This is a genomic window from Gemmiger sp. An120, assembly GCF_002160955.1.
In the GTDB taxonomy this organism is placed as follows: Bacteria; Bacillota; Clostridia; order Oscillospirales; family Ruminococcaceae; genus Gemmiger_A; species Gemmiger_A avium.
Genome location: NZ_NFLN01000016.1, coordinates 25,571 through 50,533 on the forward strand (window position 1 = coordinate 25,571; position 24,963 = coordinate 50,533).

Sequence of the window (24,963 nt, forward strand, 5' to 3'; positions counted from 1 at the left end):
TAGCCAAAAATCGGGCGAGTTGTGACGGAAATATTATTTTTCTGTAAACATTAGCATTCTATGCTTGACAGTGCTAAAACTCGGTGGTATAGTATAAGCGTACCAAAGGAACGGAGCCCCAAAGAGAGGCCCGGGCCGGGTACCCGCAACACAAGAAAGCAACATCAAGAATGGAGGAATGACTTATGTTGCCCAGCATTTTTGGTGAGAACCTGTTTGATGAATTCTTTGATGACGCCTTTGACCGCCGGCTGTGGAACGGCAGCAACGCCCTGTACGGCAAGCACGCCCGCAACCTGATGAAGACCGATGTGCAGGAAAATGAGAGCGGCTATACGCTGTCCATTGACCTGCCGGGCTTCAAGAAGGACGAGGTCAACGTGGAACTGAAGGACGGTTATCTGACCGTCAGCGCCCAGAAGGGCCTGGACAAGGACGAGACCGACAAGCAAGGCCGGTATATCCGCCGGGAGCGGTACGCCGGTTCCTGCAGCCGCAGCTTCTATGTGGGCGATCTGAAGCCCGAGGATATCCGCGGCAAGTTTGAGTCCGGCGTGCTCACCCTGAGCATGCCCAAGCAGAGCCCGGCTCTGCCGCAGCAGCCCAACCGGATCGCCATTGAGTAACGGCGCACCGGGATAGCATCACCAAACGCGGCCCCCGGTTTTCCGGCATCCGCCCGGAAGACCGGGGGCCTTTTCGCGTTTCCACCCTCTCCGCCCGGAGAACGGGCCAAACCGCAGGCGGGGCGCACCGTGGGGAAAAGAATCCCCCCACGGCGCGCCCCGCCGTTTTGTTTTGTTCCTGCTCAGCTGCGCCGGGTGCGGCGGAACATCCACACCCAGGGCAGACAGAGCGCAAACCAGAACAGGCTGTACAGCGGGCAGACCTGCCCCCACAGGTTGCCCCATTGCCGGGAATAGTCCCAGACCTGCCAGCCCAGCAGCCGGTTGCACACAAGCCCTGCCGCCAGTTCCAGCAGGGTGATGGCCGCTGCGGCTGCTGCGGCCTGTAGGGCCAGCGGCAGCCGCAGCCCGTCGCTGATGCCCTCGATCAGCAGCAGCGCCAGCCCGCCGGCCAGCAGCATGGTCCAGTGGGTGGAACCCCGCCAGGCCAACTCCACCGCACCATAGCCCAGCGCCCCGGTGCAGAATGTAATTGTCCGTTTCCGCATAGACGAAAAACACCTCCGGAGAAGAGTTTTCCCCGGAGGTGTTCCGTTCATACGGAAAAAATTCAGCGGTTCAGGCCGCGCAGCAGCGCCTGCTGGCAGTCCCACAGCTTCTGGCTCAGGTCCACATAGTAGCGGTGCGGGTTTTCAAAACGGGTCACCTCGTCCCACAGGGTGGCCACCTGGGCCGCGCAGTATTCCTGGATGCGGGGCAGGCTGGGGCTTTCGTATACCCGCTTGCCGCCCTGGTAGATGGGGGTGGTGATGCAGCGGGCGCTGCATCCGGTAAAGGTGCGCTGTTTCCAGGTCTCCACCGGGTCAAACAGGGTGATGCCGTTTTCGGTCTCTACTTCCTCGTCGTACACCGTCACCAGATCGGCCATGGCCTTGCCGGTCTCGTTGTCGTAGATGCGCCAGACCTTTTTCAGGTGGGGAATGGTCATCTTTTCGATGCTCTCACTCACCTTGATCTTGGGAATGTAGCCGCCCTTGTCGTCGCCCACGGCGGCCAGCTTGTACACCCCGCCGAATACCGGGTCGCTCTTGGCGGTGATCATGTTTTCGCCGATGCCGAAGCTGTCCACCTTGGCCCCCTGCAAAATCAGATCCCGCACAATGTACTCGTCCAGGCTGTTGGAGGCGCAGATGGTGCAGTCGGGATAGCCGGCCGCGTCCAGCATCCGCCGGGCCTTCTTGGACAGGTAGGCGATATCGCCCGAGTCGATGCGGATGCCCTTGGGCCGCTTGCCCATGGGTTTCAATACCTCGTCAAACACCTTGATGGCGTTGGGCACGCCGCTCTTGGTCACGCTGTAGGTGTCAACCAACAGTACACAGGCGTCAGGATATAACTCGGCGTATTTTTTGAAAGCCTCATACTCGCTGGGGAACATCTGCACCCAGCTGTGGGCCATGGTGCCGCTGGCCGGAATACCGAAATCCCGGCTGGCCATCACGCAGCTGGTGGAGCCGCAGCCGCCGATGTAGGCGGCCCGGGCGCCGTACACCGCACCGTCGTAGCCCTGGGCCCGGCGGGCGCCGAACTCCATCACCGGCCGCCCCTGGGCCGACCGCACGATCCGGTTGGCCTTGGTGGCGATCAGGCACTGGTGGTTGAAGGTGACCAGCAGCAGCGTTTCAATCAGCTGGCATTCAATGGCCGGGCCCTCCACCGTCACGATCGGCTCCTTGGGGAAGATGGGCATGCCCTCTTCGATGGCCCAGACGTTGCAGTGGAATTGGAAGTTTTCCAGATAGGTCAGAAACCGCTCGTTGAACACGCCGGTACCCCGCAGAAAGCGGATGTCCTCCGGGGTGAAATGCAGGTTGTCGATGGATTCAATGAACTGGGCCAGGCCCGCCATGATGGCGAAACCGCCCCCGTCCGGGATGCGGCGGAAGAACATATCAAACACACTGATCTTGTCTTCGTAGCCCTCTTCCAGATACCCGGCCGACATGGTCAGCTCGTAAAAGTCCATGATGGTGGTGAGGTTGCGCTGTACGTTGAACATCCTGCTCATCCTTTCATTGCGGCCCCGCGGCGCGGAACCGGGGGCGCCGTCAGTACCGGCGGCGGATCTTGTTGCGGTTCTTGCGTTTATCCTGTACGGTGATGGTCACCCAGGCCACGAGGTATCCCACAAAAGCCAGGATGGTCAGCACCAGTACCACCTTGAAATACCGGCTGCCGAAAAATTCGCTTATCTTGGCGGCCACAAACAGCAGTTCGCTGCGCTCCACGTCCGAGCCGGCCAGCAGCTCCACCGTGCCCAGCACCTGCCCGCTCAGGGATACGGTCACCGTGCCGACCACGTCCCCCTGCTTGATCGGGGCGGCCACGCTCTCCGGAAGGTCAAATACCCGCTGGGTCTCGGTGCCGTCCCCGTCCTTGGGCAGCAGGGTCTGCAGGTCATCCGCCGGGTAGAGCAGCAGGGTGTCGGTCTGGGCGCTGTACTTGACCTTGACCTCCTCAATGGGCTGCTGGGTGTCCAGCGCCGCCTGGATGGAGAAGCTGTCAAACACCCAGTCCATCATCATATCAGTCTCATACAAGGCCGGGTTGTACTTGGGGGTGCCGTCGGCATTGGTGTATTTGATGCCGTACTGGTCGCAGCTGTTGGGGCTGTGCAGCACCACGCTGATATAGCTGGCCCCGTCCTGGGTGTGCCAGCCTGCGTAGTTCTTCCAGTCCTCCAGGCTGCCGGTCTTGCCGCCCTGGGAGTAGCTGCGGTAGAACTCCGCGCCCGCGCTGGGCCGGATGGTCAGGTTGGTGGTCAGGATCATATAAGGCGCCGTATGCTTGGCGGCGGCGGGCACGTCCCACTTCTCCAGCCGGATGATCTCCTTGAAGATGTCGTACTCCAGCAGCGCCCGCAGGATCAGGTACATATCCCGGGCGGTGGTCAGGTTGTTCGGGTCCAGACCGCAGGCGTCGGTGAAGGTGGTGCCGGTGCAGCCCAGTTCCTTGGCCCGGGCGTTCATCATATACACAAAGTTGCTCTGGCTGCCGCCGATGGCGTCCGCCACCATCAGGGCCGCCTCGTTGGCGCTGGGCAGCAGCATGCAGTACAGCAGGGTGCGCATGGTGTGAGTTTCGCCCTGGCGGATATCCGCATGGGAAGCGTTCTTGCCGTACAGGTAGTTGGTGTGCTCGTAGGTCAGGGTGGCGGTGGGGGTGTCCAGATCATCCCCGTAGGTTTCCAGCAGCAGCAGCACCGTCATCAGCTTGGTCAGGCTGGCGGCGGAAAGCGGCGTTTCGCTGTTCTTTTCATATACAATGATGTTGGTGTCCAGGTTCACGATATACACCGCTTCGGCGGCGGGGGTGTAGGTGGAGGTGAACCCGACCGCGCCCGCGGGCACGGCCAGCAGCGAACAGCCCAGCAGCAGAACGGCCAGGCAGGCGGCGAGTTTTTTCATATAGACATTTCCTCTGAAAAGCGATAGAATAAAAAACAGGGCCGGCGCGCCGGTATGGCCGAAAAACGGCTTGACGGCGCGGCCCGGGCGCGGATGTTATCCTTTATTATACCAGCACAAATTGGAAGAATAAAGGGTTTTATGGAAAGATTCACAACCCGTCGGCCACAAATTCTGACAAAAAGACGGAGGGTTCCGATGATCTATGTGACCGCCGACACCCACGGCGAGCGGGAACGCTTTGAAGAAAAATCCATCCGCCGGCTGAAAAAGGGGGACACCCTGATCGTGCTGGGGGATTTCGGCTTTTTATGGGACGGCAGCAAGGCCGAAAAGAAAAACCTGGCCTGGCTGGCCCGCCGCCGGTATAAGATCCTGTTTCTGGACGGCTGCCATGACAACTACGACCTGCTGAAAGAATACCCGGTGGAGGATTTCTGCGGCGGCCGTGCCCGGCACATCGGGGGCAACCTGTACCATGTGCTGCGGGGCAGCGTGCTGGAGCTGGAGGGCAAAAAGCTGCTCTGCTTCGGCGGCGGCGAAAGCTTCGATAAGGAAGAGCTGGAGGAAGGCCTGAACTGGTGGCGGGCCGAGATGCCCACCAGCGACGAGCTGGACTGGTGCGACGACAATCTGGCCGCCTGCGGCGATCAGGTGGACTACATACTCACCCACGACGCCCCCGCCCGTCTGCTGGAGTTCAGCCAGATGGCCGAAAAGCCCCAGGTCAACTGGCTGCACGCCTTTTTCGACCGGCTGACCACCCGGGTACAGTATAAGGTGTGGTACTTCGGCCGCTATCACCGGGACCTGCACCTGACCCAGAAAGCCCGCGCGGTTTTCTGCGACGTGATCCCTCTGGAATAAAAAAGCACCGCCGCGCCGGGAGAGCGTTTCTCCGGCGCGGCGGTTTTGTCATACAGAGGTCAGGATGTGCCATACATCACGGCCTGTAAAACCACAGACCCGGTAAAGCTGCTCCGGATTAGTGGGATTGCCGCACCGGCCGGATACGGTGGCGAAATCTGCCCGGCCCTGCATACGCCGCAACAGTTCGCAGACCAGCCAACGGCCCAGCCCACATCCCCGGTATTCCGGCGATACCTGAATCCATTCCAGAATGCCCTTCCGGATCTCCCGGTCCAGATCGGCAATGCCGGTCGCGGCCACCGCGCCGGTCCGGCTGTCTTTTGCCGCAATCCACAGGGTGGGATCGTATACCGTCCGGTTGGTGAATTGCCGCAATTCGGATTCGGTCACGCCGATATCCTGATAGCAGCTGCTGATATGTGAGGCGTACTCCGAAAGGGAAAGAGCGCAGGGGGAAAATCCCTCCGGCAGCTGGGGCGCGGGCACAGCTTTCAAGTTGTGCCGCAGACGGAAATACGGTTCATCCTGACAGTCAGGATAATTCGCCGGGATAAAATCTTCCTCGTGTATGAGCACTGTCCCCGGCGGCGGCACAATCCGGCAGGCTTTCCAGTAAGGGAGTGACGAAGCACGGCAGGGGTCGGCAAGATAAGCCTGTTTGGTAAGCATGAGGGCCGCCTTTCTCCGGTGTAAAAACCGGCTTATTCATATTCCGCCTGCAGTGTGAAGGTTTGGGGCAGGTCAAAAATCTTCTTTTTCAGAAAAATCGGGTAAAAATATTCCTGCTGCAATTGTTCACAGGCCAGCCACTGGAAGGTGTGCTGGTGCTTGCCCTCCGGCAGGGAAAACCGCTCGCCCCGGCGGAGCAGATCGGTATGGGAGACATCCACCAGAAAATACAGGCAGAGTTCGTGATAGTGCAGCCCGTCCACGTCTTCCTGAAAAAAGCCCTGGTTCAGCCAGAGCGGGCGGACGATCCGGGCGGTAATCCGCAGTTCTTCTGCCAGCTCCCGCAAGACAGCCTGTTCGGCTGTCTCGCCCATCTGAACGCGGCCGCCGGGCAGGTAAAAATAGGGGGAGCGCTCATCCCGCATTGCCAGGATCTTTCCCTCATGCAGGATTACAGCGCAGGCCCGGTAGTTGAATTTTGCGTTTCCGTTTTGAAAAGAAATATCCATGTTTTCACCTCGCAGTCAGCAGAAACGGCCTGCAGGGCGGGGCCCCGCGAAAGTTTGCACAGCAAAATTTCGTGGGGAAGTGAGGAGCGACGCAGGGATGAAGAAAGCCTCGGTCAGTAGACCGAGGCTTTTGCACGGACCGAAGTCCGCGACGAACTGGTGCCGGTGGAGCGACACCCACCGTGTTTATAAACTCACGGGCCGCGGTTTTGATATCAGGCGAAAGCTCGGTTGGCGATCCTCCCCCGAACAGGGTATAAACCTCAATATGGTCGGCGAATACATTTACCCGCAAGACTGTGGCCAGCAAGGTGCGCAGGCCGGCGGGTGTGTCGGGGCTGGCGGCTGCCAGCTTTTCAGACGCTTCGGCGATCTGGGCGTCGGAAAGCCCCACCGTCCGGGCGGCTTCTTCCAGAACCCGGAGGGAAGTCTGCAGCTGTGCCCGGCGCTCTTCCAGCTCGGCCAGGCGCGCGGTTATCGCATCGCTTTTCGTCCCGCTGGCAAGCAGGCTCACCAGATTGCCGATCTGTGTTTCCACCGTTTTCAGCTCCGTTGCGAGGGCATCATTTTTCGGCGCGGCGCTTTGCTGGATCTCGTTGCGGTACGTTGTTGCCACCTTGGCAATGCGTGAGGCCGAATCAGAGCCCCCCAGCTGGTCTTTTACGGCCTTGGCCACCATAACCTCCAGGGTACCGACGCCAACGCCCTTGGAGGCGCAGGTGCGCGTCTGTCGCTTGTTGACACAGTTGTAGTACCGGTACTGGCGTCCGTCCTTACTTTGGTTGCAGCCCGTCACCACCATGGCCCCGCCGCATTCCCCACAAAATACCTTTCCGGCAAGCAGATACTCGTTCTTGGCCGAGTAGCGCCCGCCCTCGTTCTGCCGGCTTGCCATACGCGCCTGAACCTCCTCCCAAAGCTGCTGATCTACGATCCGGGGAACAGCGTTCTCGATCACCAGACGCCCCTCGGCGGGGCGGCCGTGGCTGTTCCGCTTTGCGCCGCCATGCGCCCGCGGCACCGCGCCGTATATCAGACGCCCGATGTACTTCTCGTTTTTCAGTATATCGTGCAGACTGTTTTTGCCGAATGGGCGCCCGCTTTTGGTGGTACGGCCTTCGGCAGCCAGTGCCGTGAGGATCTCGCCATAACTGGAGCCGGCGGCGTGCATTGTGAAGATCTTCCGCACTGTTTCGGCTTCCCAGGGATTGATGATATAGCGCCGATCGGCGTCCACATCATAGCCCAGGGGCGGAGTGCCGCCGCAAGCGCGGCCCTGGCCGGCCATGAATCGCATCTTCTCCACGACCTTCTGGCGGGTGACCAGGACGTGCATCTGGTTAAAGAGGGCCATTGCTCCCTCGTTGATGAAGACGGACGGGTCCAGCAGATCGCCGCCCACCAGAGGCTGCGTTACGCTCACCACCCGCGCGCCCAGGGCCTGCAGCTCCCGCCGAAAGGTGAACCACTCCACCATATCGCGGAACATGCGGCTCTGGTCGTAGATCACCACCGTGTCGGCTCCGTTCCCAGTCCGGTACAAGTTCATCATTCGGTCGTACTCCGGGCGATGCTGCTTCATCCCGGATACCGCCTCATCGGAGAAGATGTCCAGGATCGTGAACTGATGCGCCCGGCAGTACTCGGCGCATTTCTTCACCTGTACGGCAGTTGTGTCCGGATTCTGGTTGTCTGTGCTGTATCGTGTGAGGATGAAAGCTGTGAGCATAAAAACACCTTCCTTTGGGCGTGTCGAAGAGAAGTTCCCGACAATCATGACGTGAACATGGATGCACTTTGACAAGCCTACCCGGAAGGTGGTATAATCTCGCTGTTGGGACGGGGTTATACCTTTTCGGGTAGACCTGTTCTGTTGACGCCCTGCCGGTTGCCGCCGGCGGGGCGTTTTTATACTCTTAAACTCTCCAGCGGTGCCCGCAAGACTGACACACACCATAGTTGACGGTTTTCGACTTTCGGCCGCGCAAAAGCATAATCAGCGCGATCCACCCGATCACCGGAATACACAGAAGAACAATGTAGAGAAGAATTTTCAGACAGCCACGTTTCTGAAGTTCTGCAACTGCCTGGATTTGGACATTTTCACTACCGCATTTGGGACATCTCATTGTTGATTCCTCCTGAAAAAGTAGAATGCTTTATGTCATATGATACACCCGCAAGGGTACCATAATCGGGATTTTTGGCGCTCTACCTATGCAGAAAAATCTGATTGCTATTTGGGTAGATTGCCTATTGAAAAACAACCGATGGTTGTTATATGATGGTCTTGCACAATTTTCCAGGAGCGGAGGGATCAGTGTGACCATCACGGAAGAAGAACGCAAGCTGCTGGCAGCAGTGCATGCTGATCCAGAGCTGCGGAAAAAAATTCAGGTCATTTTAGAAGCGCCAGAATCGCCTGCCGCTTCTCCGGCGAAGCCGCCCGAAACGCCTCAATAAGTTCACGATCCTCATCGCTCAGCCCATCGGCCACCAGGCCGGTGGGCTCTTTTTTTGTTTCTGTAGGATCATCGGTTTCGCCCATTAGGTATGCGGGGGAGGTGTGGAGGGCGGCGGCCCAAATAGCCACGATATCAGCGGTTGGTTCACGCCTCTGGCGGCGAAGGTCATTGATATAGTTGTTTGCCCGAGGAATCAAAGAGCAGAGATAAGACGCGCTCCTTTTCTGGGCCTTCGCCAGCGACATGAGCCTTTCAAAACTGAACATATTCCATCCCCCAGAATTGTGCAAACAGTAAAATCTAAAGAAATTCGAGATTATGCATTGAAATCTCGAAAAACTTTAGATATACTACCCTTGTACCCGAAAACAGGTACAAAAACACCAGACCATACAGGAAAAGCCCTGCACAGTATGTGCTTGTTGTTGTTAATTTGTCCTTGCACCTCAAATTTACCACAACAGGCCCGGAAACGCAAGGATTTCCGTAAAAGGGAGGAGGTGAATAGGATGGAAGAGAATCAGAAGAATATCATTCAGCATACGAAAACTCGCGCCGAACATCTGAAAAACATTGCCCTTGAACTGGTGCAACAGCTCAAGGGCAGGCAGCTTGATTTTGAGGACGCCGAAACAGTTTTGCGCTATATGCACGGCCAACTGGAACGGGACAGGAACAGCCGGTTACTTTAACCCCGCGGCCCAGAAGTCAAGGAATTCTTTATCTTTGACTGCAGCCAGCGTGTACATACAGTCCTGGTACCAGCGAAGCAAAGCATACGAAGATTCATCGGCTTCTGTTTCCGGGTTACGCCCAATTTCACCCCGTTCCAAAGCGATGCGCAATTTTGTTTCCGCATACGACAAGGCCAGATCATGTTGGATTTGTTTTCTATCCATTTTTTTGTCACCTCCCTTCCGCCTCATTGTAGCACGGCAGGGGAGACAACCACAAGGAGGTACAAAGTGACCGAAATCCAAACCTACACCAACGCCGCTTTTGGCAGCGTTCGCGTCCTGTACGAGGACGGCAAGCCGCTGTTCTGCGGCGCGGACGCCTGCAAGGCGCTGGGGTACAGCAACCAACGGGACGCTCTGAACCGGCATTGCCGGTACGTCGTGAAACGCGACGTACCGCATCCCCAGTCTGTAAGCAAGACAGTGACAATGAACTTCCTCCCCGAAGGCGACCTGTACCGGCTCATCACCCACAGCAAGCTGCCCAGTGCGGGGAAGTTCGAGCGCTGGGTGTTCGATGAAGTCCTGCCGGCCATCCGCAAAAACGGAATGTACGGAGCAGACCCCGCCGAACTGGAACGCCTGCGCCGGAGCAACCAGGCGCTGCGCGATTGGTTCAGCCTGCTGGCCGACAGCAAGCGCAACCTGGTGAGCCTTCAGAAATCTATGACCAATGTGCGCAAGGCACGGGGCGAAGCGAAGGGCCGGTACATGGCCGCCAAGGCCGATTATGGGAAATGGTGCGACCTGGTGCGGGATTTTGAAGAACTGACCCAGCAGGCGCAGAACGACATCAACTCCTATATCGACCAGATCCAGATCGTGGCAATGGCCACGCCGGTGCTGGATGAAGATTTGAACATTCTTCTGGACGACATGGCACAGAACCTTCTCGTCAGCCACGGAAAGGCAGGTGAAAAAAGTGGCGATTGAACCCAATGTGTTCTATACCGTAGAACAGGCGGCGGAGCGCATGCAGCTCAGCGTTGAAATGGTTAAACAGCTGATCCGCGAAAGACGCCTGCGGGCATCGGTGCTGGGCAAATCCCGGGCGTATCGTATCAGCGGCGCTGACATCCTGGCCTTCTACGACGCCAACGCTACCCGACCCAAGGAGGCAGACCATGGACAAGCCGACAGGTGACTGCATCATCATCGACCGAAAGACCGGTGAGGTTCTTCAGCTGGAGCGCATGACTCCCGAGAGCTGGGACAGAGCCTGCAGGGTGATCGCCAAAGCCTTGGTGGATAACCTCCTGGCCGAGCAGAGAAAGGAAGCTGGGCTGTGAAATTTTACGAGACAGTACTGCTGGCCATGGCCGCGTTCGTTCTGCCCGCGCTGCTTCTTGGCGGCGTGTGGTGGTGGATCCAGGTCGTCAGGCTGGTAATTATCGGAGCATTCTTTTGAGAGGAGGCGAGACCAATGTTGGGAAATAAGAATGCCGCCCCGGTGCTGGAACACCGTGACGGCAAGGGTGATGGTAAGATTGGACGTCCTACCGCCCCCATTGTACACCAGACCGCGGCGGCCTGCAAGACCTACCTGCTGCGCTGTGGCGCTATCCTGGCCGCCTTGGTGTCCGTCTGGTGGCTTTGCGCCATCATCGAGGGCACTGCCGGTGGCGTGACCGGCCCGCTGGTGTTGGCCGGTGTATGTGGCTGGCTGGCCCGGGCTCTGGCCCGGGCGGCGGAAAGGGGGTACATCGATGGCCAAGACTGATTTCACTCCGGAGCAGATCTCCGAGATCCAGGCGGCCTATCGGGATGCCGCCAACCCGAAAAAGCAGATTTCTATTCTTGCAGATTTGTACGCTACGACCAAAGAGGAGATTTGCAAGGTACTCGAGATTGAAATGCCTGCGCCGAAACCGAAAAAAGTGCCGCGCAGTTACGACCAATCGGTAAAGGACAGCGTGGTGAAAGCGGTAATCCTGGACGGCATGACGTACCAGCAGGCAGCAGAGCGTTTTGGCGTTCCATATGGGAATGTCAATGCCTGGGTAAATAAAGCCAGAAAGAAGCAGGCGGAATTTTCCCGGTTTGCCGAAGAAGTCGAGGCGGAGCAGACTGCTGCGCCCGCTGCGGCGCCAGAGAACAAAGTGAAGAAGACAGCGAATTCTGGCTCCTCCAAAAAGCCACCGGCACCCTCCCCTGCTGAGCGAAAGCCTCTATACGAGAGAGTCCTCAGGGAAGTAAACGATGGCGTGGATGGATTTGACACGTTCCTGTCGGGCTTCATTGGGATCGACATATTCAATGAATCCGAGGAAGATATGCTGGACAATCTGTCGGAACGTATACATGGATTCCGGGACGGACTGAAAACCGGCATCGAGCTCATGAAAGAGGAGGCGAAATCCAATGCGCGTGATTCGTAAGGACCCCGGACAACCGCCTGAGCTGGTGGAGATGGAGAACACCCTGGCGGCGCTGCAGCAGGCCGTGGGCGGCTATATCGAGACGGTGACCCTGAGTGTGGACACCGCAATCATCTGCAACGAGGAGGGTCGGCTGCGGGGCCTGCCATACAACTGCGATTTCCTGGGCATCTCCTTTGTCGGCCCGATCCTGGTGGTGGGCATCGACGGGGACGAGATGTGTAGCCTGGATAACGGAGACGCCGCCCTGATCCTGCACATGCTGGGGAGGGCTGCACCATGACCAAGTACATCTGCAAGTGCGGCAGGGTGGTGACAAAGAACACCACCGCCGACAACACCGGCAACCGGGACACCGCCGGCTGCGAGGGCTGCCCGTACCTGCTGCCCTGGGGACCTATGGTCTGGGATGATCAGCAGAAGGGGTACACCCAGGATGTCAAAGGCTATGAGTGCCGGATGTCGCCAACTCTGGAGTACGCCTCTACTTACCATGGACGCGCGGACGATAAATGTTCGCTGCACATCGTAAGCCTGGATCTGGACTTTCTGGATGAGGTGCAGGCGTGGATCTACGACCATGCCAACGAGACGCTGCGCGCTGATTTTTCCCGCGGCAGTATGCGGGGCATTGAATTTTACGACAAAGGACGTTACAGCCTGTCAGTCTTATGCGCGCAGAACAAGAAAGGCGTTGCCGCCAAGGCGGCTCTGCTGGCGGAGTTCTTCGGCCCTGACAAGCACCGCCGGGATATGACCCCGGAAGAAGAAAAAGCCCACATCCTGGCCGCCATCGAGGCGGGCAAGACGCGGGCGCAGAGGAAGGAGAACACCATGGTTTATAAAGACCCATCTACCGGGTGGATGTATCGCGTAAGCCCCAAGGCTGGACAGGACGGTTGCTTCTGCATCGAGTACATCGACCCGGTGAGCAGCGCTGAGTGGAAGCCCTGGCCGGCGGAGGCGAAGACCAAAGCCACCATCAGCGAGACCATCGCGGAGGTGCTGGAGGCCAGGGCAAAACAGAACGGCTGGGAGCCGACGGAGGAGAAGGAATGGAACAAGAACGCGAAGAATGCCCAGAGAGTGGGCGCTGCTGTGACCACGGAAACGAGTGCCACTGCGAACGACGTAGCTTCCCCGGCTATTGTTATGCAGACCAGTGCAGAAAAATCTCCGGCCCCCGCCTCCCCTGCGGATGCTGGAGCTGCAACACAAAGCCTGTCCGCTGCAGAACCTGCATCTTTGGAAGCCCGGCCTTTGGATTCCTTGGCCTTTGATTTTGGAGCAGATGCTGAAACAAATGCGGCGCTGCTGGCGGATGCACAGGTGTTTATGGCTGGCAGTATGGCCCGCGTGATGGCGGCCAAACGTGCTCACGACCGAACGGCAAGCAACTATCGCGGCAGCTGGGGAAAGTGGTGTGAGTTGGTTGGAATCAGCCGTGACACCGGGGATAACATGGTGAGAGTTGCCGAACAATTCGGCAACATACAGTATGATGGAAAGAATTTGATAGAAGTCCAGCCTTTGACATTGCTTTATGACGCATCCAGAGCGACAACGCCCCCGGAGATCAAGGCAAAAGTGGAAAGCCTGGACATCACCACCCACAAGCAGTACCGGGAGGCCATGGCCGCGCTCAAGGAGCGGGACGCCAAAATCCAGGAGCTGCTGGAAATGAGTGAAGCCGCAGACCGCCGGGCCGACGAGGCCCAGGCATGGGCGAAAAAGGCGGAATCCGACGCCCGAGAGGCCCAAAAAGAGCGCGACGGCGCCCGGGATGCCTTGCAGGCTGCCAAGCGGAGGGGGGATCAGTGGCAGGAAAAAGCGGAAGCACGGCAGGCCCGGCTCCAGGAGTTGGAGAACCGGCCCATCCAGGCCGCCGCAGTGGATTCCGACGAGGTGGACAGGATGGTGACGCAGCGGTTGGAAGAAGAACTGGCCAAACAAATGCCTCGACAGCAGGAAGAACAGGAGCAGGCTGCTCGGGATGCTTACGACGCTTTTATCCTAACCGCCCGCAGCCTGGACAATCTTTGGCGGACACTTAAACCGCAAATCGCCCGGCTTGCGCCCGATCAGAAAAACGGCGCGAAAAATCTGCTGTTACAGAAACTCATGGAAGTAAAGGAGGAACTTATCCATGCCTGTGAAGATCACCAGCCTTGAGGCTGAAAATGTAAAACGTATCAAAGCGGTACAGATCGAGCCAGCCTCCACCGGCCTGACCGTGATCGGCGGGAATAACGGCCAGGGCAAGACCAGCGTGCTGGACGCCATTGCCTGGGCCCTGGGCGGGGAGAAGTACCGCCCGGCCGCCGCGCAGCGGGAGGGCGCGAACACGCCGCCCCGGCTGCACGTCACCCTGTCCAACGGCCTCGTGGTCGAAAGGAAGGGCAAGAACAGCGCCCTCACTGTTACCGACCCCGCGGGCCACAAGGCTGGTCAGCAGCTGCTCAACGAGTTCGTGGAGCAGCTGGCGCTGGACCTGCCCCGCTTCATGGCGGCCAGCGATAAGGAGAAGGCTGACACGCTTCTGAAGATCATCGGCGTGGGGGACCGTCTGGCCGCTCTGGACCGGGAGATCAAAGCGGTCTTTGACCGGCGCACCGCCATCGGCCAGATCGCCCGGCAGAAGCAGGCCTTTGCGGAGGAAATGCTCGAATACCCGGAGGCGCCGGACGAACCGGTGAGCGCTGCGGAGCTGATCCGCCGCCAACAGGAGATCCTGGCGCGGAACGGCGAAAACCAGCGCAAGCGGGACCGGCAGGCTCAGCTGGAGCAGCAGGTCGCTGCCCTGCAGGCCCGGGTGGACAGCCTGGCCGAGCAGCTGCGCCAGGCCAGTGAGCAGTGCACGGCCGCCATGGCGGACCTGCAAACGGCCAGGCGGTCAGCGCAAGACCTGGTGGACGAGAGCACCGCCGAGCTGGAAGCCAGTATTCGGGATATCGAGGAGGTCAACCGGAAGGTGCGGGCGAATATGGACAAAGCTCGCGCCGCGGACGAGGCGGCCGCCCTGGCAGCAGAATATGAGCAGCTCACAGGGCAGGTGGAGCAGCTTCGCAAGGACCGGCTGGCTCTGCTGGAAGGTGCCGACCTGCCACTGCCTGGTCTCTCTGTGGAGGAGGGCTGCCTGACCTATCAGGGGCGGCGCTGGGGAGATATGTCCGGTTCGGATCAGCTGCGGGTGGCTACCGCCATCGTGCGGCGTATCAACCCCGACTGCGGCTTTGTTCTGCTGGACAAGCTGGAGCAGATGGATCTGGACACCCTACGGCAGTTTGGCGCCTGGCTGGAGGCCGAGGGCCTGCAGGCCATCGCCACCCGGGTGAGCACCGGCGGCGAGTGCCGGATCATCATCGAAGACGGCCGGGTTTCCGGCCAGGATACCGAGAGCCGGATGGCGGCCGCCGCGCCGCGCGCCTGGCAGAAAGGAGCGTTCTGATATGGGAAAATACGCAGTGACCGAGGGCACGATCCCGCAGCCTGTGCGCACGGTGATCTACGGCCCGGAAGGCATCGGCAAGACCACCTTCGCCAGCCGTTTCCCCGACCCGGTCTTTATCGACACCGAGGGCGGCAGCGGTCGGCTGGCGGTGCGCCGCCTGCCGTCACCTACCAGCTGGGCCATGCTGTTGGACGAGGTGGCAGAGGTAGCCCGGGGTGGTGTGCCCTGCGGCACCCTCGTAGTGGATACCGCCGACTGGGCCGAGCGCCTTTGTATCCGTGCCGTTTGCGATAAGGCTCAGGTGAAGGGCATCGAGGACTTTGGCTATGGCAAGGGATACGTTTATGTGAAAGAGGAATTTGGCCGGCTGCTGGATGCTCTGGATGAGGTGCGAAACAGCGGCCGCCATATCGTGGTGACCGCCCATGCCCAGATCACCAAGTTTGAGCAGCCGGATGAAATGGGCGCTTATGACCGTTGGAGCATGAAGACCTCCAAGCAGGTGGCGCCGCTGCTGCGGGAATGGTGTGACATGCTGCTGTTCGCAAACTACAAGACCATCGTGGTGCGGGACGGCGAGGGCAAGAACGCCAAGAGCAAGGCCCAGGGGGGGCGCCGGGTCATGTACACCTGTCACCACCCCTGTTGGGATGCCAAGAACCGTTTCGGCCTGGCATCAGAGTTGCCCTTCGAGTTTGAGAGCATTGCCGCCATTTTCGGCGAGTCAGCCGCTGCCGCATCTGCCGCCCCGGGCAACCCGGCGCCTGTTTCCCGTCCCGCCGTAATGGTGGATGATGTTCCGCCGCCTGTTGTTCAGCCGGAACCTACTCCCATGCAGCAGCTGATGGGGGAGGATTGGAAGGCTAAGACCGATGCTGCACTGGCTACTCTGGGGATCCCTTCCAATCTGCGGCAGCTGCTGGTGGCCAACAATGTAGGACTGGATGAGATCCAGACCGTAGTTGGGGCACGAGGCTATTTCCCGGCGGATATGCCGGTGAAGGACTATCCCCGGGACTTTATCGACGGCTGCCTGGTGGGTGCCTGGCCGCAGGTGTACGAGATGATCCTGAATAACCGTGACGTACCGTTTTAACAGAAGGAGGAAATACAGATGAACGAATATACCGAAGTAAGCCGCGAGATTGGCTGGGACGATGTGATCGAGAAGGATGGCCCGGACTTTGTTCTGCTGCCGGACGGTGAGTATCCCTTCCGGGTAACCAAACTGGAGCGAGCCAGGTTTCAGGGAAGTGCTAAGCTGCCGCCCTGCAATATGGCCATCCTGACCATCACGGTGGATGGCGGTGAAAAGGGGGCGTCGATCGTTACCCATCGGCTGTATCTGCACACCAAAACCGAAGGCCTGCTCTGCTCTTTCTTTGAGAGTATCGGTCAGCGCAAGCACGGGGAACCGCTGCGTCCCCGGTGGGGAGATGTAACCGGCAGCACCGGACACTGCCGGCTGGGCATCCATGAATTCACTAAAAAGGATGGCAGCGCGGGACGAAGCAACGAGATTGTTCGTTTCCTGCCGCCTCCGGAGCCCAAGGCTGCGCCTGCATCGGGCGGCTGGGTACAGGGGAGCTTTTAATGGCGGCCCTGTCTTTGCGGCCCTATCAGCAGAATGCCCGTGATGCGATCCATGCCCAGTGGGATGAGGGCCGGCAGCGCACGCTGCTGGTCCTTCCCACCGGTACTGGCAAAACCATCGTATTTGCCGCGATCGCAGAGGACCAGGTGCGCGCAGGAGACCGCGTCCTGGTCCTCGCTCATCGGGGCGAGCTGCTGGAGCAGGCTGCCGATAAGATTCAGCGTTCCACAGGTTTGGCCTCCGCTGTGGAAAAAGCCGAGAGCAGCTGCCTGGGCAGTTGGTTTCGGGTGGTGGTAGGCAGTGTGCAAAGCATGCAGCGACCTCAGCGGCTGGATACATTCCCAGAGGACTACTTTGGAACCATCATCATTGATGAGGCCCACCACGCGGTCACTGACGGATACCGGCGAGTGCTGGAACATTTCCCTGGCGCCCGTGTGCTGGGGGTCACCGCTACCCCCGACCGGGGAGATCTTCGCAACCTTGGAGAGGTATTTGACAGCCTGGCCTATGAGTACACGCTGCCGCAGGCTATTCGGGAAGGATACCTCTGCCCTATCAAAGCTCAAACTATCCCCCTGCAGCTGGACATCAGCCAGGTGGGGATGAGTGGCGGCGATTTTGCGGTGAACGGCCTTGGCACAGCCCTGGATCCCTACCTGGAACAGATCGCCGGCGAGATGGCGACAGCCTGCGCCGACCGTCGGACGGTGGTATTTCTGCCGCTCATCAAGACCAGTCAGAAGTTCCGGGATATTCTGAATGCCCATGGATTCCGCGCCGCCGAGGTTAACGGTCAGAGTGACGACCGGGCCCAGGTCCTGGCAGACTTTGCCGCCGGCCGGTACAACGTGCTCTGCAACTCCATGTTGCTCACCGAGGGGTGGGACTGCCCGGCAGTAGATTGTGTGGTTGTGCTGCGGCCCACCAAGGTACGCAGCCTGTACAGCCAGATGGTGGGGCGGGGCACCCGCCTTTCGCCCGATACCGGAAAGCAAGACTTGCTGTTGCTGGACTTCCTCTGGCACACGGAACGGCACGAGCTGTGCCGGCCTGCAGACCTGATCTGTGAAAGCCGGGAGGTCGCCGAAAAGATGACCGAGAGCCTGGCGGCCACCGGATGTCCGGAGGATATCATCGAGGCGGAGGAACAGGCTCAGGCAGACGTGGTCGCCCAGCGTGAAGAAGCCCTGGCGAAGCAGCTCGCGGAGATGCGGCGGCGCAAGCGTCGGCTGGTCGACCCGCTGCAGTATGAAATGAGCATCCAGGCGGAGGATCTGTCCGGATATGTGCCTTCTTTTGGCTGGGAGATGGGTCCGCCCAGCAGCAAACAGACCGCTGCTCTGGAGAAGTGGGGTATCCTGCCCGACGCGGTGGACAACGCGGGCAAGGCCACCCTGCTGCTGGATCGGTTGGCGAAGCGCCGGGACGCCGGACTCACGACCCCCAAGCAGATCCGCTGCCTGGAAAACTACGGCTTTCGCCATGTAGGCAGCTGGCCATTTGAGGCTGCAAAGCACATGATCGACCGAATAGCTGCCGGTGGCTGGCGAGGGGCGCCGTCCGGCGTGGATCCGGCGACCTATGCCCCATAAAGGAGATAGCAAATGAACGAAGGGAAAGACCTGCAGGAGGCCCTGGCCTTTCTGCGGCCGGGTATGCTGACCTATGACGAGTGGGTCCGAGTCGGCATGGCTCTGAAGGACGGGGGCTTTTCCTGCGACGTGTGGGACCGGTGGAGCGCCACCGACGCGGACCGGTACCACAAGGGGGAATGCGCCCGCAAGTGGGAGAGCTACAAAGGGGCTGCCCAGCCGGTCACCCTCAAAAGCATCTTTGAACTGGCTTATCAGTACGGATGGTCCGGCCCGGCCGGTCATGAGCTGGATTGGGAGGACACCATCAGCGCGGAAACACTGCCGGAAAAGGCGGAGGGGGTGCTCGTAGACCCCCGCTGGGTGGAGGCTGGCGAACTGGAGATCCCCGAAGACTGGCAGCCGGCCCGCCAGCTGATCGCTTATCTGGAAGCCCTCTTTGAGCCCAGCGAGAATGTGGGCTATGTGACCCAGAGCTGGGAGAAAGATGGCCGCTGGGTGCCGGCCAATGGCGGGGCCTGGGACTTGACCGCAGGCCAGTTGATCGAGCGGCTCTCGGCCTGTGGTGGGGATGTGGGCTCCGTGATCGGAGACAGCCCGCCCCAGGCGGGTGCCTGGATCCGCTTCAACCCGCTGGACGGCTGCGGCTGCAAAAACGACAACGTCACCGAGTTTCGTTTTGCCTTGGTAGAGAGTGATGACCTGGATCTGGGAAAGCAGAACGCCATCATTCGGCAGCTGGAGTTGCCCTGCGCGGCGCTGGTGTACAGCGGCAAAAAGAGCCTTCATGCCATCGTGCGGGTGGACGCGCCGGACTACGCCGAGTACCGCCGCCGGGTGGACTATTTGTATAGCGTCTGCCAGAAGAACGGCTTGCGCCTGGATCAGCAGAACCGAAACCCCAGCCGCCTGTCCCGGATGCCGGGGGTGATGCGGGGGGATCAGAAACAATACCTGTTGGCCACCAACATTGGCAAGAGCAGCTGGGAGGAATGGAAAGACTGGATCGAGGCCGAGACCGATGACTTACCCGACACCGAGGCCCTCTCTAAAGTGTGGGATGACCTTCCGCCCCTGGCGCCGCCGCTGATCGATGGCGTCCTGCGTCAGGGCCACAAGATGCTGCTGGCCGGGCCCAGCAAAGCAGGCAAGAGTTTTGCCCTCATCGAGCTGTGCATCAGCATCGCCGAGGGACGCCCCTGGATGGGTCGCTTCGCCTGTGCCCAGGGTAAGGTGCTGTACATCAACCTGGAGCTGGACCGGGCCAGCTGCCTGCATCGGTTTCGGGACGTATATGAGGCGCTGGGCTGGCCGGCGTCACACCTGCAAAACCTGGATATCTGGAACCTGCGGGGGGCGTCAGTGCCCATGGACAAGTTGGCGCCAAAGCTCATCCGTCGGGCCAAAAAACGGGGATACATCGCGGTGGTGCTGGATCCGATCTATAAGGTCATCACCGGCGATGAGAACAGCGCCGATCAGATGGCCCGTTTCTGCAACCAGTTCGACCTGGTCTGCCGGGAATTGGGATGTGCGGTGATCTACTGCCACCATCACAGCAAAGGCGCCCAGGGCGTAAAACGTAGCATGGACCGGGCGTCCGGATCCGGCGTCTTTGCCCGGGACCCGGACGCTATGCTGGACATGACCGAGCTCATCCCCACCGATGCCATCCGCAAGCAGCTGGAGACCAAGGCGGTCTGCGCGGTGTGTACCGCGCTGCTGGACAAACGGGGCCAGGGGGATGCATACAGCCAGGACGATGCCTGCAGCCGTGTCCAGATGCTGGAGATCTGCGCCGATCACCTGTCTGCCGCTGACCGGCGGATACTGGAGACAGAGATCGACAAGGCAACTGCCCGGGCCCTCGCGCAGACGGCCTGGCGCATTGAAGGTACGCTGCGCGAGTTCGGCCGCTTCGAGCCGGTGAACCTCTGGTTCGACTACCCGGTGCACCGTTTGGACACGGGCCTTTTGGAGGACCTGCAGCCAGAGGCCGACTTCCGGTCCCTTGGTAAGCAGGGAGCTGCCAAACGCTGGGCAGGTAAAGAAAAGTCATCCAAGCGAACCGGCGCATCCCAGTTGTCGCAGGCCTTCAATGCCTGCACGATGGATGGAGAGGTCACCCTTTACGCCATGGCCGAATACCTGGACCTGAAGCCGGCCACCGTCAAGCGCCGGCTTCGGGAGGCGGGTGGCTACTGGATCGACGGCGAACGGGTGGGACGGCTGGAGCCCGGCAGCAGAGGATGATTACAAATTGTATAAATCTATATACAAACCGTACAATTTTTGCACGATGGCCGCTATCCGTGCACGGTGCTATCGTGCAAGATCTTGCATGATAGCCGCTATCCATGCAAAATCCTGCACGGAAAATAGCCCTTATATATTTCATATATACATCACGCAATGTGTGTGGGCGTCCCCAAGTGTGGGGGCATATGCCGCCCCACACTTTGGGGAGACCCCTCCCACACACTGTGGGCTGAGAAGAAAGGAGAAACGGCATGGAATTTTTTCTGCCGATGATCCCACCCACTGTCACCCACCAGGATAAGGACCTTCGGGCCTGGGTGGGAAAGGACGGACGGGTCAGGACGGTGCTTCATGACAGCGAGCGCCTGAAGGACGCCAAGGCCAAGTTCCGGGCGCATCTCGCAAAGTACCGGCCAGAGAAGCCGATCGCTCCCCGTGTGCCGGTGCGCTTGCTGGTCAAGTGGCTGTTCCCTGCAGGGGATAAGCACCGGGACGGCGAGAGGATGACTGACAAGCCGGATACGGAAAATTTGAACAAAGCTCTGGTGGACTGCATGACTGCGCTGGACTTTTGGGCGGATGATGCCCAGGTAGTCAGTGAGATCATCGAGAAGTTCTGGGCGAATACCCCAGGAATCTATATTCGGGTGGACATCTTACAGGAGGAAAAGTAGGATGAGTGGAGTTGAGAGAAAGCCTCTTACGGTGGAGCAGCTGCGGGGGATGGATAAACCTACGCCGGTGTGGATGGAAACAGACAAGAAAACCATTGAAGGATGGGGCGGATATTGGTGCCTTTGCCAGAGAGGGCACATTTTAACACCCGGAATGGTATCTATGTACGCCGACAAGATGGATGGCGCAACGTTTTACGCCTACCCGCCCGCCCGCATTGATCGGGAGAAGTGGGAGCTGTGCATGTGGTGCGTTCCGAACGGACAATTTGGGGTAAATAACTACTGCTCTGCATGCGGCCGCCCTCTCACGGAAGAAGCCTGGGCAGAGCTGGAAAGGAAGCTGATTGTGTGACAGTGCAAGAGTACCGAAATCGGCACCCAAAATGCAAATACTGCGGGCACCTTCGGCGCTTGTGGCTGCCGCCTTTCTGTGTGGGAAGAAATACTTGGTGTCAGGCAAAAGAAAAGTTTGTGAATGAGAATCTTCCAAGGCCGTTTTGCAGGCTGTTTAAGGGAAGGGAGAAATAACGATGGATGATTATATTAAACGGCAGGATGTTCTTGACGCTATTTGGCTGGTAGACCCGGAAAATGATGGGGCTGATGGCGGTACTGTGGTTTTGCAAAACCTGGAACTTACAAGTTCCGATGTGGAATCTATTGTTTCAGAAATCCCCGCCGCCGATGTCCGCCCGGTGGTGCGGGGGCGGTGGGAGCGCATTGACGGCCTGGACGAACTTGACCCGCGCATGAGGTGCTCTGTATGTGGAAGCGTTGAAACGCCTCTGGCAAGGCACAGGTTTTGCCCGGTATGCGCGGCGGATATGAAAGAAGGCGGAACTGATGGTTGACATCGTCGAAATCAAAAGCGCCGTCCGCTCCGGGGAAATCACGGTATACCAGGAGAATGGGCGCTTGTACATGGAAAATCGAGCCGGTGAACGTATCGAGCTGAGAGCGAAAGACAGCATATCCCACAGAGAGGAGGGTAATGCCATTGAACTGGCAAAAGGAAGCCATCAACGACCTGCGTTGCCACGAAAAGCGCAAAGCTGCAATGGAGAGCCTTGCAGATGAGATTCGTGAGCTGCGCAGCCGTACCTATGGATCCAGTGCTCCGGCAGCCGATGCCGTGCCGGTACAGGGGGGCACTAGTACGGCAGAAGGCCGTTGGATCGCTGCCATCGATGAGCTGGAGCGCAAAAAGGAGGCTTACCGCATTACCAAACGGCAGGTGGAGGCGGTGGAGCGGGGTCTCGCCGCGCTGGATGAACAGCAGCGTGAGATCCTGGACAGCTTTTTCATCAACCGCGTGCAGGGTCACGTCTCTGCGCTAGCAGAGAAGTATCATGTGGAACAGAGCCGGGTGTACCAGATGAAAGACCAGGCCGTGAGGAACTTCACCCTGGCTCGATATGGTGTCGCCGAGATCTGAGTCGAGTTCTGGAAAGAGTGGAAAAAGACTGGAAGTTTTTTCGAAAAATCTGTGGTATGATAGTAAAAAGCAGATTTGCAAAGCACCGGTCACCGTATGGTGGCCGGTGCCTTTCTATGCAGGGGTGGGGGGCTTTTTGTACACAACGTCCTGCAAAGGGGGGGATAGGGATGGGGAATCCGCGTTACGCAAATGGTACCCTCCGGCGAAAATATAGGGCCAGGTTCAAAGCGATGGAAGGCACATGCGGAATCTGCAAAGGCAGACTGGGTCCCATACACTACGATGAACCGTCAGATCCGCAGCATCCGCTGTCCTTTGTCATCGACGAGATCAAGCCAGTTTCCCGCTGGCGGGAGTTCGGATACGAATCCCCCCGGGCAGCTGCCGAGGACTGGAACAATCTGCAGCCGGCGCACTACTGCTGCAACGCATTCAAAAGCAACCAGATCGCTGGTAAGGGGCAGGTGCTTGCCCAAAAAATTGTGAAGGACGGCACCTGGTAAAAGCGGGTGGGGAGGGGCCCCCCGGGGCGGGCCTCGGCGACCCCGCGCCGCCAGCGCCGATTTACACACAAGGAAATTTTCAAGGGGAGGCAAAAGGTAGTGAAGCTGAAGAGCGCCACCGCCCGCGGGGACCGCCTCATGCAGTTGAAAACGCTGGCCCGGGTGCTGGCAACCAGCATTGATACATGCGACGATGCCAGGGCGCTGCCGGCCCTGGCCAAGCAGTACCGCGAAACCATGCGGGAAATTTACGAAATTGAGGGGGCGGAGAATCATGGCGACGAAATCGGCGAGATCATCGCGCAGCGTGCAGCTGATGGGAAGCCAGGAGCCGTCCGTAAGGATCGTTCCGCCCTATCAAAGCACGGACGGGATGGATGCGGCCCGGCTGCTGCGTGTGGCCGGGATTTCTCTTGATCCCTGGCAGGCCGACATCCTGGACGACTGGATGGGGCGGGATGCCGGAGGGCGGTGGACGGCACCTTCCGGCGGCGGAAGTGTGCCCCGGCAGAACGGAAAGACGCTGCTGATCCAGGGACGATCCGCCGCCGGCATGATTTTCCTGAATGAGAGTGTGATCTACACCTCTCATTTGCAGAAGACATCGACCGAGACTTTCAGCGAGATGCGGGATATGTTTGAATCCCCCAAACTAAAGCCGTATGTGAAGGACATAAAGAACGCGCTGGGACGTGAGGAGATAATTCTGAAAAGTGGGGCCCGCATCAAATTTTTGGCTCGCACCCGCAACGGCGGCCGGGGCCAGCACGGGGATCTGCTGATCTTCGACGAAGCCCAGGAACTGGACGAGATCGCCCAGGGCTCTTTTCTGCCGGCTATCTCTGCCAGCTTGAACCCGCAGACCCTCTATGTGGGCACGCCCCCGGGGCCGGATGTGACCGGCACGGTGTTCCGTGAACTGCGGCGCCGGGCACTGGACGGAGAATCCAGGCGCGCTGCCTGGTTTGAATTCTCCGTGCCGGAAATCGGTGACATCCAGGATAAAAAACGGTGGGCTGCCACAAACCCGGCGCTGGGCCGGCGCATCCAGCTGTCCACCATTGAGGGTGAGGCTGAGCAGTTGGATCCGGACACCTTCGCACGGGAGCGGCTCGGCTGGTGGAGCCCGGCACATACAGAACGCATCGACTATGCCATCGACAAGGCGGCATGGGACCGGTGCGCCAGCGACGAGGCGAAACCAGAGGGCAAAACCGCTTACGGCGTCAAGTTCGCGGCGGACGGCAGCGCGGTCTGCCTGTGCGGTGCCGTGATCCCCGTGGACGCTCCGGCCCGTATATCCCTTATTGAACTGCAGCCCGCCGGCAGGGGGATCACCTGGCTGGCGGATTGGCTGAACGCCCGGTACAGCAAGGCCAGCTGCGTGGTCATTGACGGGCGGGGCGGCGCGGATGTACTGGTGGACAGGATACATGATACCTGGAAGATGAAGAACTCTGTGATCCGCCCCACGGGGAAGGATGTGGTGGCAGCGGCAGGGCTGCTGATCACCAGCGTGAACGAGGGTGGCCTCACCTGGTACCGCCCCCAGGAACAGCTACGGGAAAGCGCCGTGACGGCCATAAAACGCCCGATCGGCGGAGGTGTCGGTTTCGGTGGAGACAACAGCCTTCCCATCGAGGCCTGCGCGCTGGCGCTGTGGGGGGCGAAAACGAGCAAGCGGGACCCGAATAAGAAAATGCGGATCGGATAAAGGAGAAAGCC

General features: G+C 59.4%; 31 protein-coding genes. 23 read left to right on the forward strand and 8 right to left on the reverse strand.

Going from position 1 to position 24,963, the window contains the following annotated elements; translation table 11 throughout:
- Positions 1-185 precede the first annotated feature (185 nt).
- Positions 186-626 (forward strand): Hsp20/alpha crystallin family protein, encoded by a 441-nt coding sequence (locus tag B5E65_RS12190; RefSeq protein WP_087172040.1) that lies wholly within the window; start codon positions 186-188, stop codon positions 624-626.
- Between the two features lie 182 nt (positions 627-808).
- Here B5E65_RS12190 and B5E65_RS12195 read toward each other — a convergent pair whose 3' ends face one another.
- The 3 genes from B5E65_RS12195 to B5E65_RS12205 form a co-directional block, all read right to left on the reverse strand.
- The gene (locus B5E65_RS12195) at positions 809-1,174 is read right to left on the reverse strand and encodes a putative ABC transporter permease (protein ID WP_158098592.1); all 366 of its coding nucleotides are present in this window, start codon (positions 1,172-1,174) and stop codon (positions 809-811) included.
- 62 nt (positions 1,175-1,236) lie between these two features.
- Positions 1,237-2,685: a nicotinate phosphoribosyltransferase gene (locus B5E65_RS12200; RefSeq protein ID WP_481810358.1), complete on the reverse strand. Its 1,449-nt coding sequence runs from the start codon at positions 2,683-2,685 to the stop codon at positions 1,237-1,239.
- A 49-nt stretch (positions 2,686-2,734) separates the two neighbouring features.
- Complete coding sequence (locus B5E65_RS12205) at positions 2,735-4,093, reverse strand: D-alanyl-D-alanine carboxypeptidase family protein (RefSeq protein WP_087172043.1); 1,359 nt, start codon at positions 4,091-4,093, stop codon at positions 2,735-2,737.
- A gap of 198 nt (positions 4,094-4,291) precedes the next feature.
- Here B5E65_RS12205 and B5E65_RS12210 point away from each other — a divergent pair, with 198 nt between their 5' ends.
- Positions 4,292-4,960 carry a metallophosphoesterase family protein gene (locus B5E65_RS12210; protein WP_087172044.1) on the forward strand — a complete coding sequence of 223 codons (669 nt, stop codon included), beginning with the start codon at positions 4,292-4,294 and terminating at the stop codon, positions 4,958-4,960.
- A gap of 48 nt (positions 4,961-5,008) precedes the next feature.
- Here B5E65_RS12210 and B5E65_RS12215 read toward each other — a convergent pair whose 3' ends face one another.
- From B5E65_RS12215 to B5E65_RS12230, 4 genes are all read right to left on the reverse strand, one after another.
- Complete coding sequence (locus B5E65_RS12215) at positions 5,009-5,632, reverse strand: GNAT family N-acetyltransferase (RefSeq protein ID WP_087172045.1); 624 nt, start codon at positions 5,630-5,632, stop codon at positions 5,009-5,011.
- A 32-nt stretch (positions 5,633-5,664) separates the two neighbouring features.
- Positions 5,665-6,141, reverse strand: coding sequence for an NUDIX hydrolase (locus B5E65_RS12220; protein ID WP_087172046.1), 477 nt, complete (start codon positions 6,139-6,141; stop codon positions 5,665-5,667).
- A gap of 4 nt (positions 6,142-6,145) precedes the next feature.
- A complete protein-coding gene (locus B5E65_RS12225) occupies positions 6,146-7,870 on the reverse strand; it encodes a recombinase family protein (RefSeq protein WP_158098593.1) in 1,725 nt (574 codons plus the stop codon).
- Between the two features lie 669 nt (positions 7,871-8,539).
- Complete coding sequence (locus B5E65_RS12230) at positions 8,540-8,872, reverse strand: hypothetical protein (RefSeq protein WP_087172048.1); 333 nt, start codon at positions 8,870-8,872, stop codon at positions 8,540-8,542.
- A 243-nt stretch (positions 8,873-9,115) separates the two neighbouring features.
- Here B5E65_RS12230 and B5E65_RS12235 point away from each other — a divergent pair, with 243 nt between their 5' ends.
- The gene (locus tag B5E65_RS12235; protein ID WP_087172049.1) at positions 9,116-9,298 is read left to right on the forward strand and encodes a hypothetical protein; all 183 of its coding nucleotides are present in this window, start codon (positions 9,116-9,118) and stop codon (positions 9,296-9,298) included.
- Here B5E65_RS12235 and B5E65_RS12240 read toward each other — a convergent pair.
- Complete coding sequence (locus B5E65_RS12240; protein ID WP_087172050.1) at positions 9,290-9,505, reverse strand: hypothetical protein; 216 nt, start codon at positions 9,503-9,505, stop codon at positions 9,290-9,292. The genes B5E65_RS12235 and B5E65_RS12240 overlap by 9 nt on opposite strands.
- Before the next feature lie 66 nt (positions 9,506-9,571).
- On the opposite strand from B5E65_RS12240, the gene B5E65_RS12245 reads away from it, so the two are divergent.
- The 20 genes from B5E65_RS12245 (at position 9,572) to B5E65_RS12330 (ending at position 24,952) form a co-directional block, all read left to right on the forward strand.
- Positions 9,572-10,276 (forward strand): BRO-N domain-containing protein, encoded by a 705-nt coding sequence (locus B5E65_RS12245; protein WP_087172051.1) that lies wholly within the window; start codon positions 9,572-9,574, stop codon positions 10,274-10,276.
- Complete coding sequence (locus B5E65_RS12250) at positions 10,266-10,487, forward strand: helix-turn-helix domain-containing protein (RefSeq protein WP_087172052.1); 222 nt, start codon at positions 10,266-10,268, stop codon at positions 10,485-10,487. Before B5E65_RS12245 ends, B5E65_RS12250 begins: the two co-directional genes overlap by 11 nt.
- Entirely contained in the window at positions 10,468-10,632 is a 165-nt protein-coding gene (locus B5E65_RS16245) for a hypothetical protein (RefSeq protein ID WP_158098594.1), read from the forward strand. The genes B5E65_RS12250 and B5E65_RS16245 overlap by 20 nt, the downstream gene beginning before the upstream one ends.
- Positions 10,629-10,751 carry a hypothetical protein gene (locus B5E65_RS16730; protein WP_275532873.1) on the forward strand — a complete coding sequence of 41 codons (123 nt, stop codon included), beginning with the start codon at positions 10,629-10,631 and terminating at the stop codon, positions 10,749-10,751. The genes B5E65_RS16245 and B5E65_RS16730 overlap by 4 nt, the downstream gene beginning before the upstream one ends.
- Before the next feature lie 15 nt (positions 10,752-10,766).
- Positions 10,767-11,063, forward strand: a complete 297-nt coding sequence (locus tag B5E65_RS12255) for a hypothetical protein (RefSeq protein WP_087172053.1) — start codon at positions 10,767-10,769, stop codon at positions 11,061-11,063.
- Positions 11,050-11,721 carry a sigma factor-like helix-turn-helix DNA-binding protein gene (locus tag B5E65_RS12260; RefSeq protein ID WP_087172054.1) on the forward strand — a complete coding sequence of 224 codons (672 nt, stop codon included), beginning with the start codon at positions 11,050-11,052 and terminating at the stop codon, positions 11,719-11,721. Before B5E65_RS12255 ends, B5E65_RS12260 begins: the two co-directional genes overlap by 14 nt.
- The gene (locus B5E65_RS12265; protein ID WP_087172055.1) at positions 11,705-12,004 is read left to right on the forward strand and encodes a DUF3846 domain-containing protein; all 300 of its coding nucleotides are present in this window, start codon (positions 11,705-11,707) and stop codon (positions 12,002-12,004) included. The genes B5E65_RS12260 and B5E65_RS12265 overlap by 17 nt, the downstream gene beginning before the upstream one ends.
- Positions 12,001-13,893 carry a hypothetical protein gene (locus B5E65_RS12270; RefSeq protein ID WP_087172056.1) on the forward strand — a complete coding sequence of 631 codons (1,893 nt, stop codon included), beginning with the start codon at positions 12,001-12,003 and terminating at the stop codon, positions 13,891-13,893. The genes B5E65_RS12265 and B5E65_RS12270 overlap by 4 nt, the downstream gene beginning before the upstream one ends.
- Positions 13,868-15,169 (forward strand): ATP-binding protein, encoded by a 1,302-nt coding sequence (locus B5E65_RS12275; RefSeq protein WP_087172057.1) that lies wholly within the window; start codon positions 13,868-13,870, stop codon positions 15,167-15,169. Before B5E65_RS12270 ends, B5E65_RS12275 begins: the two co-directional genes overlap by 26 nt.
- 1 nt (position 15,170) lies before the next feature.
- The gene (locus tag B5E65_RS12280) at positions 15,171-16,268 is read left to right on the forward strand and encodes an ATP-binding protein (RefSeq protein ID WP_087172058.1); all 1,098 of its coding nucleotides are present in this window, start codon (positions 15,171-15,173) and stop codon (positions 16,266-16,268) included.
- Positions 16,269-16,286: 18 nt separating this feature from the next.
- Positions 16,287-16,766, forward strand: coding sequence for a hypothetical protein (locus tag B5E65_RS12285; RefSeq protein WP_087172059.1), 480 nt, complete (start codon positions 16,287-16,289; stop codon positions 16,764-16,766).
- A gap of 8 nt (positions 16,767-16,774) precedes the next feature.
- Positions 16,775-18,361, forward strand: a complete 1,587-nt coding sequence (locus tag B5E65_RS12290) for a DEAD/DEAH box helicase (protein ID WP_087172086.1) — start codon at positions 16,775-16,777, stop codon at positions 18,359-18,361.
- Between the two features lie 12 nt (positions 18,362-18,373).
- Positions 18,374-20,614: an AAA family ATPase gene (locus B5E65_RS12295; protein WP_087172060.1), complete on the forward strand. Its 2,241-nt coding sequence runs from the start codon at positions 18,374-18,376 to the stop codon at positions 20,612-20,614.
- Between the two features lie 257 nt (positions 20,615-20,871).
- A complete protein-coding gene (locus tag B5E65_RS12300) occupies positions 20,872-21,294 on the forward strand; it encodes a RusA family crossover junction endodeoxyribonuclease (RefSeq protein ID WP_087172061.1) in 423 nt (140 codons plus the stop codon).
- A gap of 1 nt (position 21,295) precedes the next feature.
- The gene (locus B5E65_RS12305) at positions 21,296-21,649 is read left to right on the forward strand and encodes a hypothetical protein (protein WP_087172062.1); all 354 of its coding nucleotides are present in this window, start codon (positions 21,296-21,298) and stop codon (positions 21,647-21,649) included.
- A 178-nt stretch (positions 21,650-21,827) separates the two neighbouring features.
- On the forward strand, positions 21,828-22,148 hold the full coding sequence (locus tag B5E65_RS12310) for a hypothetical protein (RefSeq protein WP_087172063.1): 321 nt from the start codon (positions 21,828-21,830) through the stop codon (positions 22,146-22,148).
- A 146-nt stretch (positions 22,149-22,294) separates the two neighbouring features.
- Positions 22,295-22,732 (forward strand): hypothetical protein, encoded by a 438-nt coding sequence (locus tag B5E65_RS12315; protein WP_087172064.1) that lies wholly within the window; start codon positions 22,295-22,297, stop codon positions 22,730-22,732.
- 233 nt (positions 22,733-22,965) lie between these two features.
- Positions 22,966-23,238, forward strand: a complete 273-nt coding sequence (locus B5E65_RS12320) for a hypothetical protein (RefSeq protein ID WP_087172065.1) — start codon at positions 22,966-22,968, stop codon at positions 23,236-23,238.
- Positions 23,239-23,337: 99 nt separating this feature from the next.
- Positions 23,338-23,655: a hypothetical protein gene (locus B5E65_RS16250; protein ID WP_087172066.1), complete on the forward strand. Its 318-nt coding sequence runs from the start codon at positions 23,338-23,340 to the stop codon at positions 23,653-23,655.
- A complete protein-coding gene (locus B5E65_RS12330) occupies positions 23,612-24,952 on the forward strand; it encodes a terminase large subunit (RefSeq protein WP_087172067.1) in 1,341 nt (446 codons plus the stop codon). The genes B5E65_RS16250 and B5E65_RS12330 overlap by 44 nt, the downstream gene beginning before the upstream one ends.
- Positions 24,953-24,963: the final 11 nt, after the last annotated feature.

Bases quoted from the DNA above. Each gene is read 5' to 3' on its own strand.
- B5E65_RS12190 (WP_087172040.1), top strand. From the start codon at position 186: ATGTTGCCCAGCATTTTTGGTGAGAACCTGTTTGATGAATTCTTTGAT.
- B5E65_RS12215 (WP_087172045.1), bottom strand. From the start codon at position 5,632: ATGCTTACCAAACAGGCTTATCTTGCCGACCCCTGCCGTGCTTCGTCA.
- B5E65_RS12270 (WP_087172056.1), top strand. From the start codon at position 12,001: ATGACCAAGTACATCTGCAAGTGCGGCAGGGTGGTGACAAAGAACACC.
- B5E65_RS12310 (WP_087172063.1), top strand. From the start codon at position 21,828: ATGGATGATTATATTAAACGGCAGGATGTTCTTGACGCTATTTGGCTG.
- B5E65_RS12255 (WP_087172053.1), top strand. From the start codon at position 10,767: ATGTTGGGAAATAAGAATGCCGCCCCGGTGCTGGAACACCGTGACGGC.
- B5E65_RS12265 (WP_087172055.1), top strand. From the start codon at position 11,705: ATGCGCGTGATTCGTAAGGACCCCGGACAACCGCCTGAGCTGGTGGAG.
- B5E65_RS12225 (WP_158098593.1), bottom strand. From the start codon at position 7,870: ATGCTCACAGCTTTCATCCTCACACGATACAGCACAGACAACCAGAAT.
- B5E65_RS12295 (WP_087172060.1), top strand. From the start codon at position 18,374: ATGAACGAAGGGAAAGACCTGCAGGAGGCCCTGGCCTTTCTGCGGCCG.
- B5E65_RS12285 (WP_087172059.1), top strand. From the start codon at position 16,287: ATGAACGAATATACCGAAGTAAGCCGCGAGATTGGCTGGGACGATGTG.
- B5E65_RS12275 (WP_087172057.1), top strand. From the start codon at position 13,868: ATGCCTGTGAAGATCACCAGCCTTGAGGCTGAAAATGTAAAACGTATC.
- B5E65_RS12230 (WP_087172048.1), bottom strand. From the start codon at position 8,872: ATGTTCAGTTTTGAAAGGCTCATGTCGCTGGCGAAGGCCCAGAAAAGG.
- B5E65_RS12260 (WP_087172054.1), top strand. From the start codon at position 11,050: ATGGCCAAGACTGATTTCACTCCGGAGCAGATCTCCGAGATCCAGGCG.
- B5E65_RS12320 (WP_087172065.1), top strand. From the start codon at position 22,966: ATGGAAGGCACATGCGGAATCTGCAAAGGCAGACTGGGTCCCATACAC.
- B5E65_RS16245 (WP_158098594.1), top strand. From the start codon at position 10,468: ATGGACAAGCCGACAGGTGACTGCATCATCATCGACCGAAAGACCGGT.
- B5E65_RS12210 (WP_087172044.1), top strand. From the start codon at position 4,292: ATGATCTATGTGACCGCCGACACCCACGGCGAGCGGGAACGCTTTGAA.
- B5E65_RS12240 (WP_087172050.1), bottom strand. From the start codon at position 9,505: ATGGATAGAAAACAAATCCAACATGATCTGGCCTTGTCGTATGCGGAA.
- B5E65_RS12305 (WP_087172062.1), top strand. From the start codon at position 21,296: ATGAGTGGAGTTGAGAGAAAGCCTCTTACGGTGGAGCAGCTGCGGGGG.
- B5E65_RS12300 (WP_087172061.1), top strand. From the start codon at position 20,872: ATGGAATTTTTTCTGCCGATGATCCCACCCACTGTCACCCACCAGGAT.
- B5E65_RS12200 (WP_481810358.1), bottom strand. From the start codon at position 2,685: ATGTTCAACGTACAGCGCAACCTCACCACCATCATGGACTTTTACGAG.
- B5E65_RS12220 (WP_087172046.1), bottom strand. From the start codon at position 6,141: ATGGATATTTCTTTTCAAAACGGAAACGCAAAATTCAACTACCGGGCC.
- B5E65_RS12330 (WP_087172067.1), top strand. From the start codon at position 23,612: ATGGATGCGGCCCGGCTGCTGCGTGTGGCCGGGATTTCTCTTGATCCC.
- B5E65_RS12235 (WP_087172049.1), top strand. From the start codon at position 9,116: ATGGAAGAGAATCAGAAGAATATCATTCAGCATACGAAAACTCGCGCC.
- B5E65_RS12280 (WP_087172058.1), top strand. From the start codon at position 15,171: ATGGGAAAATACGCAGTGACCGAGGGCACGATCCCGCAGCCTGTGCGC.
- B5E65_RS12205 (WP_087172043.1), bottom strand. From the start codon at position 4,093: ATGAAAAAACTCGCCGCCTGCCTGGCCGTTCTGCTGCTGGGCTGTTCG.
- B5E65_RS12195 (WP_158098592.1), bottom strand. From the start codon at position 1,174: ATGCGGAAACGGACAATTACATTCTGCACCGGGGCGCTGGGCTATGGT.